A 15,097-nucleotide genomic window follows, 5' to 3' on the forward strand; every position below is an offset into this window, starting at 1 on the left:
TTCGCCCCGCCGAGCGGGAAGAACGTAAGGGGCTATAGCTCAGTTGGTAGAGCGCCTGCATGGCATGCAGGAGGTCAGGAGTTCAATTCTCCTTAGCTCCACTGATCGACACTCTGTCGAGTGTCAGAGATCGGTGAGAAGATCCCGTCCCCCGAGGGGGCGGGATCTTCTGTTTGTCGGCGGCGGCCTTTGAGTCGCTCGGGGTCCCGTGCTCGTATACCCCTCCGGTGGCGTTCCCGTGGCAGAATCAAACGGCCGGAAGGGGGCGCGGCCCGACGGGAGGGAGTAGCGATGCCTGCGAGCATCCTTGGGGAGGGCGGCGACCTCCTCGGTGCGGCGTTGATACGGAGCACGGCGACCCGGCTGTTCTGCCCTTCCTGCGGTTCCGCGCATGTGGCCCAAGTCCTCGGCGACAACGGCGGAATCTCCTACGTGTGCACGGCCTGCGGCCACAGCTGGAGCTGATCGATGGGTGCACACAGGCGAAAGTGCGACTGGTGCGGCAGCGGTACGCCGATCGTCCGTGACATGGAGCCGATCAACCCCGACTACCAGTACTGGTGCGAGGAATGCGCCCGGGCGCTGATCATAAAGGGCGACCCGATCGAGACGTACCGGGAGCTGGAGGGCGAGCCGATCTACGGCCGCCTCCTCGAAGAGCACTGCACGCTCAAGCGCTTCTACTCCTTCGTGACGGCCTGACAGATCCCGTGCGAAAGCGGACATACGTGCACACATTGGTGCGGCCCTGAATCCGATTTTGCGCTCCGCCCACGGCCCTGTAATGTTTACGACGTCGCCGGGGGAACCGGGCGAAACAACAAAACAAGGGGCTATAGCTCAGTTGGTAGAGCGCCTGCATGGCATGCAGGAGGTCAGGAGTTCAATTCTCCTTAGCTCCACAGAAGTCGAAGGCGGATCATCCCGAGGATGGTCCGCCTTCGACGTGTTGGCCGCTCCGCTCAGCGGCCCAGGGCCCGTCGGCCGCGGCCCTGTGAGAGGACGGGCAGGTTGCGCGACGGCGTCTGTCCGCGCGTGTCCTCCTCCAGGCGCAGGGCGAGCGCCGGGCAGCGGCGCACCGCGCGCAGCGCCTTGGCCTCGGCGTAGCGCGGCACCTGCGCCTGGGCGACGGTCGGGAACCCGTCGGCGCCCAGCTCGAACACCTCGGGCAGGATGTCGGCGCACAGCCCGTGGCCCCGGCACAGCGTCCAGTCGACGTAGATCTTCTGACGGCTGGCGCCGGTCTCCTCGGGCTCTCCGCCGCCCGGGATGCCCGTAGGGGCCCTGCCCCCCTCGAAGAGCGGCAGAACGCCCTCCACGGGCCGTCCGCAGCCGTTGCCGAGGACATGGGCGGCCAGGTCGTCGGTGAACGCCTTGATGGTCGACTCCAGGAACATCGCGGAGCCGTCCGGGTGCGAACACGCCCCGCGGCGCTTGACGTTCTTCGCGACCTGCTTGAGCGCCTCCAGGGCGGCCGGTCCGCCGCCGTTCAGGATGTCCTCCATCCCGCGCGCGGCCGCGGGCAGTCCGAGGTAGCAGGGGCCGCACTGGCCGGCGCTCTCCTCGGCCAGCCACTGCGCCACCCGCAGCGACTCGCCCAGCGGGCAGGTGTCCTGGCTGATCGGCAGGATCGCGCCCGCGCCCAGCGAACCGCCCACCGCGTCCAGGGAGTTGCGCGAGACGATCGCCTCGTTGACGGTCGCGGCGTCGATCCACTTGCCGTGGTAGCCGCCGGTCAGCACGCCCTGCGGCACCGGCGGGGCGCCCGCCAGCTGGAGCACGTAGCGCAGCGGCACGCCCGTGGGGACCTCCAGGACCATCGGGCGGGCCACCGCGCCGGACACGGTGAGCATGACCGTGCCCGGCTCGTCGTACAGGCCGGTGTTGCCGTAGCGCTCCGGGCCGATGCGGGCGGCGATGGCCAGCTGCGCGAACGTCTCGGCGTTCGACAGCAGTGTGGGCGCCCCGCCGACACCGCTCTGCGAGGCGCTGATCTTGCGGCCGGGCGGGATCGCCGGGCCGCCGTCGACCGAGCGGATCAGCGACGCGGCGGCGCCGGTGACCATGCGCACGGGGTTGCGCTGCACCCACGCGCGCAGCGCCGATCTGCGGCTGTTGCTCAGGCCGCGTTCGGCGAGCGCGGCCTCCATGGAGCGCTGGGTCGACTCGCGCGTGACGCCGATCACGAGCGTGCGCGCGCCGAGCGCCTCCGCGCACAGCAGCGCGCCGTCGAGGATCAGGTGCGGGGCACGGTTGATCAGCACCGTGTCCTTGCGGCAGGCCGGCTCGTCCTCGCTGCCGTTGACCACGACGACCGGGCGCACCCCGCGCTTGATCGCCGACTCGGCGACCGAGCGCAGCTTCCTGTGGAAGGGGAAGCCGGCGCCGCCGCGGCCCTTGAGGTTGATGTTCTCGGCGAGCTGCGCGAGCTGTTCGCCGCCCAGGGGATCGAGCGGCCCGTGCACCTTCAGATGCATGGGCAGGTCGAGTCGTTCCACAAGGTCGAAGCCCGACGTGAGCTGCGGAAGGCCGACGACGCGGACCTCGGGGACGTCGGGCAGGGCCTCGTTCACTTAAAAGCCTCCGGACGGGGTGTTCCAGGATTCGCCCGAACCCGGTGCGTCGAAGGACGAACCTGGCAGCGGTCCGGTCGACGGACCGTTGTCGTACGTGTCACTGGCGTTGTACGTGCCATACCGGCCGTTTGTCTCACCGGTGTCGTACATCTCACTTCCGCCGTATCCGGACGTGCCCGGATTGTCGTAGACCGGGATGTTGAAACCGGTGTCCTGGAGCGGGTCGTACACGGACGGCGGGGCCTCGCCGACCGGCGGCGGGGAGGGGATCGGCCAGCTGCCCGAGGTGCTGGAGGGGCCGTCCACGCGCGGGATGGCCTCCGTGGCCCGGAGGTCCGGGGGCAGGTCCATGCGCGCGGTCTGGCCGGCCGCGAACGGCTGCTGGGCGCCACCGCGCGGGGACACCGCGCGGTACGCGGCCGCGAAGCCCGGCGCCGGCTGCCCGGAGGGCGCCGCGGGGGTCTGGTACAGCGGTGCCGAGGGGGCCGCCGTCGCCTCGGGCTCGCGGGCGCTTCCGAAGCCCGCGAGGCCCGCCTCGGCGACCCGGGAGCGGCTCGCTTCGAGCTCGTCGAGCCCCGGCCGCTCCGAGCTGCCGAACAGCGCCACCAGCCGGTCGGCGACCCTGCGCTTGACCGGGCGCGGAGCGGAGCGCAGGGCCAGGGCGGCCATCACGCCGAGCAGCGACAGGCCGTAGGAGATCACGAAGAACGGCTTGGCCGCGCGGCCCGCGTACAGGCCGTGGATCAGCGCCGCGCACCAGGCCGGGTAGGCCAGCATGTGCATCGCGCGCCAGCGGGCGGCCACCGGGGCGGGGGCGGCGAAATTGCTGCGGAGGGCGCCGGTGACGCCCACGAAGATCATCAAAAGGCCCGCCGTCGAGCCGAGGCCGATCAGGCCGCCGATTCCGGTGACGCCGAGCGAGAACGGAATGATCGCGCCGATCACCTGGGTGTGACCGAGCGCGATCTTCGTGACGACGTGCAGCAGAAGGAACGCGATCGAGGCGATCCCCAGCGTGCGATGGACCGCCTGGCCGACGATCCGCTGCCGGATGTTCAGGAAGATCCGGTCCTGGGCGAACAGGCCCCAGATCACCGAGCAGCTGAGCGAGACCAGCGACAGCACGCCCGCGCCGAAGTTCAGGAAGTCGCGGAGCGGGCCGCCTCCGACCAGCACGATCACGGGTATCAGCAGCAGGGCGACAGCGGTCGCCACCCCATAGGCCGAGCGGCCCGGTTTGGGGAGTGAGCTGGTACTACGACGAGGGTTCATGGGGGCAACTCCGAGCAGTTTCGGGAAAGCGGTCCCGCTGCCGAACTCTAAGCGGCGCCATACCGATCGGTACGGGGTTTCAGTTATTGCGTTGTTATCAACGGGCAATATGACTGGACGGCGTCCCTGGGGGGACAGTACGCGATGTATTTCTTGACCTTGGTTCAGTTACGGCGGGCTCCTGGCATGTCCACCAGGGATACGGACGCGCGTCCCCGCTTGCTCAAGGCCGTCGCGGCCCGCTCGGGGCCTGCGGTACCCTAACGCCATGCGTGCCGTACGCCTTCTGCTTAGCGGGCCGCGCTGATCAGCACCGACCCCGGTCGAACCCGTGAGGTCGGCATCGGCGCGGCGTCCCCTCCTGTGTGAGGGGATTTTTCGTTTCTTTGAACAGCCGCAGGCAGAGACGATCGATGGAGCTTTGAGGATCATGAGCGAGACGAACCCCGCTGCCGCCGCCGCCCCGTCGGCGGAGGTCGCGCCGCACCGCTACACGGCCGCCATGGCGGCCGACATCGAGGCACGCTGGCAGGACTTCTGGGACGCCGACGGCACCTACGCGGCCCCGAACCCCAAGGGCGACCTGGGGGGCGACCCCGAGATCGTCGCCCGGCCCAAGAAGTTCATCATGGACATGTTCCCGTACCCCTCCGGTGCGGGTCTGCACGTCGGCCACCCGCTGGGCTACATCGCCACCGACGTCTACGCCCGGTTCCAGCGCATGACCGGCCACAACGTCCTGCACACCCTGGGCTTCGACGCCTTCGGCCTGCCCGCCGAGCAGTACGCCGTGCAGACCGGCACGCACCCGCGTGTCTCCACCGAGGCCAACATCGAGAACATGAAGTCCCAGCTGCGCCGGCTGGGCCTGGGCCACGACAAGCGCCGCTCGTTCGCCACGATCGACCCGGACTACTACAAGTGGACCCAGTGGATCTTCCTGCAGATCTTCAACTCCTGGTACGACGAGGAGGCGAGGAAGGCCCGCCCGATCGCCGAGCTGATCGCGCAGTTCGAGTCCGGTGAGCGTGCGATCCCGGGCTCCACGCGCGCGTGGAGCGAGCTGAGCGCCGGCGAGCGCGCCGACGTCCTGGGCGAGTACCGCCTGGCCTACGCCTCCGACGCGCCCGTGAACTGGTGCCCGGGCCTGGGCACCGTGCTGGCCAACGAAGAGGTCACCGCCGACGGCCGCTCCGAGCGCGGCAACTACCCGGTCTTCAAGGCCAAGCTGCGCCAGTGGAACATGCGCATCACCGCCTACGCCGACCGGCTGCTGGAGGACCTGGAGGAGCTGGACTGGCCCGAGGCCATCAAGCTGCAGCAGCGCAACTGGATCGGCCGCAGCGAGGGCGCCCGCGTCGACTTCCCGATCGACGGCGAGAAGATCACCGTCTTCACCACCCGCCCCGACACCCTGTTCGGCGCGACCTACATGGTGCTGGCGCCCGAGCACCCCCTGGTCGAGAAGTTCACCCCGGCCGCCTGGCCCGAGGGCACGCACGCGGTGTGGACCGGCGGCCACGCCACCCCGGCCGAGGCCGTCGCCGCCTACCGCGCGCAGGCCGCCTCGAAGTCCGACGTCGAGCGCCAGGCCGAGGCCAAGGACAAGACCGGCGTCTTCATCGGCGCGTACGCGACCAACCCCGTCAACGGCGAGCAGGTCCCGGTCTTCGTCGCCGACTACGTCCTGATGGGCTACGGCACCGGCGCGATCATGGCCGTCCCCGCGGGCGACCAGCGCGACTTCGAGTTCGCGCGCGCCTTCGAGCTGCCGATCCACTGCATCGTGGAGCCCACCGACGGCCGCGGCACCGACACCGCGACCTGGGAGAACGCCTTCGGGTCGTACGACGCGAAGATCATCAACTCCTCGAACGACGACATCTCCCTGGACGGCCTGGGCGTCGCCGAGGCCAAGGCCCGCATCACCGCGTGGATGGCGGAGCGGGGCATCGGCGAGGGAACCGTCAACTTCCGCCTGCGCGACTGGCTGTTCAGCCGCCAGCGCTACTGGGGCGAGCCCTTCCCGATCGTCTACGACGAGGACGGCACCGCCCACGCGCTGCCCGAGTCGATGCTGCCGCTGGAGCTGCCCGAGGTCGAGGACTACAGCCCGCGCACCTTCGACCCGGACGACGCCGACACCCAGCCCGAGACGCCGCTGTCGCGCAACGAGGAATGGGTCAACGTCACCCTGGACCTGGGCGACGGGCCGAAGAAGTACCGCCGCGAGACCAACACCATGCCCAACTGGGCCGGCTCCTGCTGGTACGAGTTCCGCTACCTGGACCCGCACAACGACCAGAAGCTGGTCGACCCCGGGATCGAGCAGTACTGGATGGGCCCCCGCGCGGGCCAGCCGCACGGCGGTGTCGACCTGTACGTCGGCGGCGCCGAGCACGCCGTGCTGCACCTGCTGTACGCGCGTTTCTGGTCCAAGGTCCTGTACGACCTGGGCCACGTCTCCTCCGCGGAGCCGTTCCACAAGCTGTTCAACCAGGGCATGATCCAGGCCTACGTCTACCGCGACAGCCGCGGCATCGCGGTGCCCGCCGCCGAGGTGGAGGAGCGCGACGGCGCCTACTACCACGAGGGCGAGAAGGTCTCCCGCCTGCTGGGCAAGATGGGCAAGTCCCTGAAGAACGCGGTGACTCCGGACGAGATCGCCGCCGAGTACGGTGCCGACACCCTGCGCCTGTACGAGATGGCGATGGGCCCGCTGGACGTCTCCCGCCCGTGGGACACGCGCGCGGTGGTCGGCCAGTTCCGGCTGCTGCAGCGGCTGTGGCGCAACATCGTCGACGAGAACACCGGCGAGATCACGGTGGTCGACACGGCCCCCGACGAGGACACGCTGCGTGCCCTGCACAAGGCCATCGACGGCGTCGGCCAGGACCTGGAGGGCCTGCGCTTCAACACCGCCATCGCCAAGGTCACCGAGCTGAACAACCACCTGACCAAGGTCGGCGGCGCCGTGTCGCGTCCGGTCGCCGAGTCGCTGGTGCTGATGGTGGCCCCGCTGGCCCCGCACGTCGCCGAGGAGCTGTGGCGCAAGCTGGGCCACACCGACTCGGTCGTCCACCGGGACTTCCCGGTCGCGGACCCGCAGTACGTCGTCGACGAGACCGTGACCTGCGTCGTGCAGATCAAGGGCAAGGTCAAGGCCCGCCTGGAGGTGGCACCGGCGATCTCCGAGGACGAGCTGGAGAAGGTCGCGCTGGCCGACGAGGCCGTCGTCCGGGCACTGGACGGCGCGACCGTCCGCAAGGTGATCGTGCGCGCACCGAAGCTGGTGAACATCGTCACGGGCTGACGGCTGACGGCTGACGGCTGACGGCTGACGGCTGACGTCTGACGGCTGCGGGGCGGTGACGGCCGGCGGCCTGCGGCTGAGGTCTGAGGGCCGACCCCTACGGGCAGACTCGGGGCAGGTTCGGGGTTCTTCCGGAACTCCGGGCCCGCCCGCGGCGTTTACCGTGGAGAGCGCGGCGGCGAGTGCCGCGCCGGCCGGAGGAGGAGCGTCGTGGAAGCAGTGATCGCCGTCTTCGCCCTACTCTTCCTGCTGTTCGTCGGCCTGGGTGTGTACGCCACGGTGAAGGCGATCGGCGCCGCCAAGCGCGGCGTGGACCGCACCATCGAGCAGGCCCGGCGCACGGTCGAGGACCACACCCTGCGCGCGAAGTCCTTCGTCCAGGTCGGCCCCACCGCCGAGATCGCGCAGCTGAGGCTGGCGCTGCGCACGTCGATGCGTGCCACCCGGGACGCGCTGCGCACGGGCTCCGCCGAGGACGAGTCCCTGAGGGAGTCCCTCGCCCTCTTCGAGCGGCTCAGCGCCCATGGACATCAGCTCGACGCCGACCTCAGGCGCCTGGAGACCGAGCCCGACCGGGCCGAGGTCAAAGAGCGGCTGGCCGAGCTCCGCGGCCGTACCGAGCGCATCACCAAGTCCGCGGACTCCCTGCGCTGGGCCGTGCGCGACCGCGCCCACCGCTTCTCCGACGACGATCTCGGTGCCCTCAGCGACCAGATCGACCTCGAAGCGGACGCCCTGCGCCACTGGACGCCGGCCGGGCCGGCCCAGCCGCCCCCGCCGTGGCCTGACGCCTCCGACGCCGGGGACCCGGCGGCGCAGCACACCCAGTCCTGGGCCCCGGGCTCCCGTCCCGCCGCGGACCCGCCGGCTCCGCAGGAGATCACCCCGCCGGCACCCCGCCCCGCCTACCCTTGGCAGAAGAAGCCGCGCCCGGAGAGCACGGCCTGAGCGGAGCGCCGCGTTCCCGTCGACGGGGGCCGGGCTGCCGCGTGCGCGCTACGGCAGGTAACCTCCAGCTCATGTCCCGCCATGTCGCGATCGTCACCGATTCAACGGCCTACCTGCCGCCCCGGACGATGGAGCGTCACGGCATCACCGCGGTACCTCTGACCGTGGTCCTCGGCGACGAGGCGCTCGAAGAGGGCACGGAGATCTCGACCCGCTCGCTCGCCCAGGCGCTGCAGAAGCGCCGCCCGGTCACGACGTCCCGGCCGAGCCCCGAAGTCTTCGCGGAGACCTACCGCAGGGTGGCGCAGTCCGGCGCCGACGGCATCGTCTCGCTGCACCTGTCCGCCGAACTGTCCGGTACCTACGACGCGGCGGTTCTCGCGGCGCGGGAAGCGCCGGTGCCGGTGCGGGTGGTGGACACCGGCATGGTCGCCATGGCCCTCGGCTTCTGTGCGCTCTCCGCGGCCGAGACCGCGGAGGCCGGCGGCACGGTGGACGAGGCCGTCACGGCCGCGGAGAAACGCGCCGCGGGCACGTCCGCCTACTTCTACGTCGACACCCTCGACTATCTGCGCCGCGGCGGCCGCATCGGAGCCGCCCAGGCCCTCCTCGGCTCCGCGCTCGCCGTCAAACCCCTGCTCCAGCTGGACAGTGGGCGTATCGAGCTGCTGGAGAAGGTCCGTACGGCGTCCAGGGCCATCGCGCGCCTGGAAGAGCTGACCGCCGAGCGGGCAGGAGACGCCGACGTCGACATCGCCGTCCATCACCTCGCCGCCCCGGAGCGCGCCGCCGCCCTCGCCGACCGGCTCCGGGCACGGGTGCCGGGCCTGGCCGACCTGCATGTCAGCGAGGTGGGAGCGGTGATCGGGGCGCACACCGGGCCGGGGCTGCTGGGAGCGGTGGTCTCGCCCCGCTGACCCGGGTGCGCGGGTCTCCCGTCTCACTCGTGCGGGTGGCCGCGTTTTCCACAACCGGGCGGTAATACCCGGGAATTGACCAAGATCATCGCGAATCGAGGGGATGTTCCATCCTCGTCGCATGGCACTTCGATCACGCACACGCATCACCGCTGCGAGCAGTGGACCCGGCCGCGGGCCCGCGTCGGACGGGCGGGTCCGGTATCACCGTCGAACCGGCCGCCGCCCGCCGGCGCCGGGGGACGAACTGCGCCGCCGAGCGGAACTCCTCTTCGGCGAACGAGCGGTGCGGCGACTGGAGTTGGGCAACGGGCCGCCGCAAGGCGAGGGGCAGGAGCAGGGGCAAGAGCGGACGCCGGCCGCTGCGACGCTCGACCCTGAACCAGCCGATTCCACACGCCCGTTGAAGCCGCTGCCGCCAGCCGGCCCAGCCGGTCCCGGTGTGCGGGAGCGGGTGGGACTGGCGGTGCGGGAGCGGATGCCGGTGTGGTTGCAGACGCGGTGCGGGGTGGAGCGGCGGGGTGTCGTCGCGCTCACCGTGCTGCTCGCGGCCGCCGCCGTGTTCGCCGTCCTGCACTTCTGGGCCGGGCGGCCCGAGACCCTGAAAGCCCCTCAGGCGGTGCGTGCGGAGGCGCCGTACGGCAAGACGGGGCAGGGGCAGGGCGCGCAGGCCGGTGGGGGTGGCGGGGCGAGTGCGGGGGTGGGTGCGGGTCCCTCGGGGGCGCCGGCCGGGGAGATCGTCGTGGACGTCAGCGGCAAGGTGCGGGAGCCGGGGATCCGGCGGCTGCCGGCCGGCTCCCGGGTGGCCGACGCGCTGCGGGCGGCCGGCGGGGTCCGTCCGGGCGTGAGCGTCGAGGGGCTCAACCGGGCCCGCTTCCTGGTCGACGGCGAACAGGTCGTCGTCGGCGGGCCCGCCGGGGCGGCGGCGCCACCCGGTCCGGCGGGCGGAGCGACCTCCACGGCGGCGGGCGCGGCCCCCGCGGCCCCGGTCTCCCTCAACACGGCCACCGCGGACCAGCTCGACGCCCTGCCCGGCGTCGGCCCGGTGCTGGCCCGGCACATCGTCGACTACCGCACCCAGCACGGCGGTTTCCGCTCAGTGGACGAACTGCGCGAGGTCAACGGCATCGGCGACCGCCGCTTCAGCGACCTGCGCGAGCTGGTGCGGCCATGAGCGGTACGACCGGCACCGGACCGCCCGGGACCGCCGTGGGCCGTGGACCAGAAGGGCGGGAGGCGCCGCGCGAGGCACGGGGGACCTCGCGCGAGGACCGGGCGGGGCTCCTGGATCTGCGCCTCGTACCGCCCGCACTCGCGGCTTGGGCCACGGCGGCCATGACACTGGACACACCGGCAAGCTGGACCGCCGCGTCGGCAGGGGTCTGCCTGGTGGGCGGGGCCGTGCTGCTGTGGTTCCGCGGGGCCGCCGGTGTGCTGCTGCCGAGGCGGTTCGCGTGGGCCCGCGCCTCGGTCGCCGCTGTGCTCCTCTGTATGGCCGTGGCCGCCGTCTCCGCCGGGTTGCACGGGGCCGAGGCGCGGCGCGGGCCGGTGCCCGAGCTGGCCCGGCGGTTCGCGACCGTGACCGCCGAGATCGAGGTGAGCGGCGACCCCTGGCTCAGCCGGCCGAAGGTGCGCGGCGATCACTCGGCACCCCTGGCGGTGCTTGCGCGCGCGGAGGTGCGCAGTGTCGAGCGGAGTGACGGGACCCGGGTGCGGACCCGGAGCCCGGTGCTGCTGGTCGTCGATGCCGACGTCCCGGCACCGGAGGGGAGTGCCCGAAGCAGGAGTGGTGCGGCGAAGGGTCCGGCAGAGGGGAGCGGGGCGGGGAGCGGGGTTTCCGGGGCGCCACCGGCGGTCGCCGCCCGGCGGGCGCAGCAGGCGCGGGCCGCCTGGCTCGGGTTGCTGCCGTCCACACGGCTTCGGCTGGGCGGACGGCTGGCGCCCCCGCTGACGGACGGCGACCGGACCGCGGCCGTGCTGCGGGTGCGCGGGCGGCCGGGGCCGCGGATCGTCGCGGGGCCCAGCGGGCCGCAGCGGCTGGCGGGCCGGCTCAGAGCCGGGCTGCGGGAGGCGACGGACGGCCTGCCGGAGGACGCGCGGGCACTGCTGCCCGGACTGGTCGTCGGGGACACCACGCGGATCTCCCCGGAGCTGGACGAGGCGTTCAAGGAGACCGACCTGGCGCACACGCTCGCCGTGTCGGGCAGCAACCTCACCGTGCTGCTCGCGCTGCTCATCGGGCCGCCGGGGCTGGCCCAGCGGGCCGAACGCCGTGGCCTGGCCCCGCGCCTGGGGCTCTCGCTGCGGGCGACCGCGCTCGCCGCCGGGGCGCTCACCCTGGGCTTCGTGATCGTGTGCAGGCCCGACCCCAGTGTGCTGCGCGCCGCCGCCTGCGGCACGCTCGCGCTGGTCGCGCTGGCCACCGGACGCCGTAGATCCCTCGTTCCGGCACTGGCCACGGCCGTCCTGCTGCTGGTGCTCTACGACCCGTGGCTGGCCCGGAGCTACGGCTTCCTGCTCTCCGTGCTGGCCACCGGCGCGCTGCTCGTGCTGGCACCGGGCTGGGGCGAGGCGCTGCACCGGCGCGGGGTGCCGGCGAGGCTCGCCGAGGCGCTGGCGGCGGCCGCCGCCGCGCAGGCGGTGTGCGCGCCGGTCGTGGCGGTGCTGTCGGCCCGGGTGAGCCTGGTGGCGGTGCCGTGCAATCTGCTGGCCGAGGCGGCGGTGGCACCGGCGACCGTGCTGGGGTTCGCGGCCCTGGTGACGGCACCCGTGGTGATGCCGGTGGCCACGGCGCTGGCGTGGTGCGCGAGTTGGCCCGCGGGATGGATCGCCGGGGTCGCCCGGACCGGGGCGGCGCTGCCCGGCGCGGGCGTGGACTGGCCGGGGAGCTGGCCGGGGGCACTGGCACTCGCGGCCGTGACCGTGGCGGTCGTCCTGGCCGCGCGGCGGTTGTCACGGCACCCGTGGTGGTGCGGGCTGCTCGCGCTGCTGCTCCTGCTGGCGGTGGTCCGGCCGGCACCGCTGACCCGGGTGCTCACGGGCTGGCCGCCGCCCGGCTGGCGGTTCGCCATGTGCGATGTCGGACAGGGGGACGCGACGGTGCTGGCGGCGGGGGACGGCGCCGGGGTGGTCGTGGACGCCGGACCGGATCCGGTGCCGGTGGACCGCTGTCTGAGACAGCTGGGCATCACACGCATCCCGTTGCTCGTCCTGACCCACTTCCACGCGGACCACGTCGCCGGACTGACCGGCGTGCTGCGGGGCCGCGCGGTGGCCGCGATCGAGACGACCGGCCTGGAAGAACCCGCCGACCAGGCCGAGTTCGTCAGAAAGGAGGCGGCACGGCGGCACATCCCGCTCACGCGGGCCGTGGCCGGGGAGGAGCGGAGCACCGGTCCGCTCGCCTGGCGGGTGCTGTGGCCCCCGCCGAGTGGCGGCACGCCGCCGGACGCGGGGGGACCCGGACGGCCGGGCACGCTCGCGGGCCCGGAGCCGGTGCCGGACGGGCCGAACGACGCCAGCGTGGCGATGCTGGTCCGCTCGGGCGGACTGCGGCTGCTGCTGCTCGGCGACCTCGAACCCCCGGCCCAGCAGGCGCTGTTGCGGTCCCCACGGGCTGCGGAGCTGGCCCGCGTGGACGTGCTCAAGGTGGCCCATCACGGCTCGGCCTACCAGGACCCGGACCTGATCCGGCTCGCGGCGCCCCGGGTCGCCCTGATCTCCGCCGGGGCCGGCAATCCGTACGGCCACCCGGCACCGGCGACCCTGGCCGCGCTGCGGGCGGGCGGCGCGCTGGTGCTGCGCACCGACCGGGACGGCGCCCTCGCGGTCGGCGGGACGGGAGGGCCGGGTGGTGAGGTGCGGGTGGCGAGAGACTGAGCGCATGAACTCACACCAGGTCGACGCCTATCTCCGCCGGATCGGGGCCGGGCGCCCGCGCCGGCCCACCGTTGAGGCGCTGCGTGAGCTGCATCTGCGTCATCTGCGGACCGTCCCCTTCGAGAATCTGTCCATCCACCTCGGCGAGGAGATCGTGCTGGAGGAGGAACGGCTGCTGGACAAGGTGGTCGGGGCGCACCGGGGCGGCTTCTGCTACGAACTGAACGGCGCCTTCGGCGCGCTGCTCACCGCCCTCGGCTACGAGGTCGAGCTGCTCGCGGCGCGGGTGTACGGGGACGAGGGGCGGCTCGGTGTCCCGTACGACCATCTGGCGCTGCGGGTGCGGACGGCGGAGGGGGACAGCCGGCTCGCCGACGTCGGGTTCGGGGCGAACAGCCACTACCCGCTGCGGTTCGCCGAGCGCGGGGAGCAGGCCGACCTGGCCGGGGTGTTCCGCATCGCGCAGTCGGCACCGGACGCGGCAGGGGTGCGCGGCGACGGCCCGGCGGGGTCCGGGGAGCCGGACCTGGACGTCGTACGGGACGGGGTGCGGCAGTACCGGCTGGAGACGCGGCCCCGGGTGCTCGCGGACTTCAGGGCCGGTGCCTGGTGGCACAGCACCTCGCCGCTGTCGCACTTCACCGGATCGCTGGTCTGCTCACGGGTCGCCGACGACGGAGGGCGGATCACGCTCGGCGGGCGGACGCTGACCACGACGGACGTGGACGGTACGCGCGAGACAAGGGAGTTGGGGACGGACGAGGAGGTGCTGGCAGCGTACCGGGAGTGGTTCGGGATCGAGCTGAGCTGTGTGCCGGCTGTGCGAAACCGGAACCTGAACCCCTAATCGGGATCAGTTCCGGCGCATGCGCCGGAGTCCCGTTATGTGGTCCCGTGTTGCCCCGAAAGCCGCATCAGTGATCGAATGGGTCTTCGACAGCAGGTGATGTCGAGGCGTACAGGGGTGTCGTAGATGTTCGGCCGCTGGCTGGGTAACCGGACGGACCAGAAGGAACGGACGAGTCCCCTGGTGGCGGTGCGGACACCGCCGGGTGCCGGGGTGCTCAGCTGCCGGGTGGTCGATCCGGTCCACGAGCCGGTCACGGGCGCCGAGTTCACGGTCAGCGACACCATGGGCCGCAAGGTCGTGTGCGGCGGCACGGACCCCTACGGGACGTTCATGGCGACGGTGCCGGCGGGGGAGTACCGGCTGGCGCTGTCGGCCGAGGGCTACACCCCCTACCGGGCCACCGCGCTGGTCGGCGAGAACTCCCTCGCCTCGCTGGGCGACGTGACCCTCCAGGTGTCCCATCCGCCGGAGCCGCCCGCGCCGGGCGACTGGGAGATCGAGCCCATGCACTCCTCGATCGGCTTCACCGCGCGGCACATCGCACTGGCCCGGATCCACGGGCAGTTCACCTCCTTCGCCGGGGCGGTGCGGATCGGCGAGCGGGTGGAGCGGTCGGCGATGCACGTCGTGATCGACGCCGCCTCCATCGACACGGGGGTGCGGATGCGGGACGACCATCTGCGGTCGGCGGACTTCCTCGACGTACAGCGGTTCCCGACCCTGGAGTTCTACAGCGAACGGTTCGTGCACAAGGGCGGCAGCCGGTGGGCGGTCACCGGCGCGCTGTCGCTGCACGGGGTGACACGCACGGTCACGCTCGACACCGAGTACCTCGGCCTCGGCAACGGCATGGAGGGCGAGGTGCGGGCCGCCTGCCGGGCCACCACCGAGCTGCACCGGGACGACTTCACGGTCAACTGGCAGTCCATGCTGGCGCGGGGCATCGCGGTGGTCGGATCCAGCGTCCGGGTCGACCTCGACGTACAGCTTGTGGCCAAGGGCTGACCGGGGCGTGGTCAAGGGCCGGTCTGGCGGTTCGTGGCTCGCCGGTTGCCGGAGAATGGGCACGTGAGCGATGTGAGACATGTGCTGGTACTGCCCGACCGGGATGCCGCCGAGGAGGCGGCCGAGGCGCTCCGGGAGCGGTTCGGCCTGGCCGAGGAGCCCCAACTGGTCCGGGATGCGCTGGCCGGCGAGGACGACGCCGAGGACGCGCAGTGGCTGCTGGTCCTGCGCGACGAGGGCGGCCGGCTGGACCCCGCCGAACTGGACGCGTTCGCCGGGGAGTGGGACGGCTGGCGCGAAGAACCCTGATTCACTCACGAGCCTGGCTCCCCGAGGC

The 15,097-nt window shown here is 72.4% G+C and carries 12 protein-coding genes and 2 tRNA genes; 12 read left to right on the forward strand and 2 right to left on the reverse strand.

The window, feature by feature from the left end; all coding sequences use genetic code 11:
- Positions 1-28: 28 nt before the first annotated feature.
- The 4 genes from BIV25_RS05520 (at position 29) to BIV25_RS05530 (ending at position 902) form a co-directional block, all read left to right on the forward strand.
- Positions 29-101 (forward strand) — tRNA-Ala (locus BIV25_RS05520).
- A 190-nt stretch (positions 102-291) separates the two neighbouring features.
- Positions 292-465: a hypothetical protein gene (locus BIV25_RS50795; protein WP_177235162.1), complete on the forward strand. Its 174-nt coding sequence runs from the start codon at positions 292-294 to the stop codon at positions 463-465.
- Between the two features lie 3 nt (positions 466-468).
- A complete protein-coding gene (locus BIV25_RS05525; RefSeq protein ID WP_006136074.1) occupies positions 469-702 on the forward strand; it encodes a hypothetical protein in 234 nt (77 codons plus the stop codon).
- 127 nt (positions 703-829) lie between these two features.
- Positions 830-902 (forward strand) — tRNA-Ala (locus BIV25_RS05530).
- 60 nt (positions 903-962) lie between these two features.
- On the opposite strand, the gene BIV25_RS05535 is transcribed toward BIV25_RS05530, so the two are convergent.
- Positions 963-2,573: an NADH-quinone oxidoreductase subunit NuoF family protein gene (locus BIV25_RS05535; RefSeq protein ID WP_071371010.1), complete on the reverse strand. Its 1,611-nt coding sequence runs from the start codon at positions 2,571-2,573 to the stop codon at positions 963-965.
- The gene (locus tag BIV25_RS05540) at positions 2,574-3,848 is read right to left on the reverse strand and encodes a cytochrome b/b6 domain-containing protein (RefSeq protein ID WP_177235163.1); all 1,275 of its coding nucleotides are present in this window, start codon (positions 3,846-3,848) and stop codon (positions 2,574-2,576) included.
- 430 nt (positions 3,849-4,278) lie between these two features.
- On the opposite strand from BIV25_RS05540, the gene leuS reads away from it, so the two are divergent.
- From leuS to BIV25_RS05580, 8 genes are all read left to right on the forward strand, one after another.
- Complete coding sequence (leuS, locus tag BIV25_RS05545) at positions 4,279-7,161, forward strand: leucine--tRNA ligase (RefSeq protein WP_071371012.1); 2,883 nt, start codon at positions 4,279-4,281, stop codon at positions 7,159-7,161.
- A gap of 210 nt (positions 7,162-7,371) precedes the next feature.
- Positions 7,372-8,109: a hypothetical protein gene (locus BIV25_RS05550; protein WP_071371013.1), complete on the forward strand. Its 738-nt coding sequence runs from the start codon at positions 7,372-7,374 to the stop codon at positions 8,107-8,109.
- A 71-nt stretch (positions 8,110-8,180) separates the two neighbouring features.
- The gene (locus BIV25_RS05555; RefSeq protein WP_071371014.1) at positions 8,181-9,026 is read left to right on the forward strand and encodes a DegV family protein; all 846 of its coding nucleotides are present in this window, start codon (positions 8,181-8,183) and stop codon (positions 9,024-9,026) included.
- Between the two features lie 442 nt (positions 9,027-9,468).
- Entirely contained in the window at positions 9,469-10,200 is a 732-nt protein-coding gene (locus tag BIV25_RS05560) for a helix-hairpin-helix domain-containing protein (protein ID WP_371272991.1), read from the forward strand.
- Entirely contained in the window at positions 10,197-12,905 is a 2,709-nt protein-coding gene (locus tag BIV25_RS05565) for a ComEC/Rec2 family competence protein (RefSeq protein WP_079176431.1), read from the forward strand. The genes BIV25_RS05560 and BIV25_RS05565 overlap by 4 nt, the downstream gene beginning before the upstream one ends.
- A 4-nt stretch (positions 12,906-12,909) precedes the next feature.
- Positions 12,910-13,752: an arylamine N-acetyltransferase gene (locus BIV25_RS05570; protein WP_071371016.1), complete on the forward strand. Its 843-nt coding sequence runs from the start codon at positions 12,910-12,912 to the stop codon at positions 13,750-13,752.
- 126 nt (positions 13,753-13,878) lie between these two features.
- Positions 13,879-14,760, forward strand: a complete 882-nt coding sequence (locus BIV25_RS05575; RefSeq protein ID WP_071371017.1) for a YceI family protein — start codon at positions 13,879-13,881, stop codon at positions 14,758-14,760.
- Positions 14,761-14,823: 63 nt separating this feature from the next.
- Positions 14,824-15,069, forward strand: coding sequence for a hypothetical protein (locus tag BIV25_RS05580; RefSeq protein ID WP_071371018.1), 246 nt, complete (start codon positions 14,824-14,826; stop codon positions 15,067-15,069).
- Positions 15,070-15,097: the final 28 nt, after the last annotated feature.

Source organism: Streptomyces sp. MUSC 14, assembly GCF_001866675.1.
Taxonomy (GTDB): domain Bacteria; phylum Actinomycetota; class Actinomycetes; order Streptomycetales; family Streptomycetaceae; genus Streptomyces.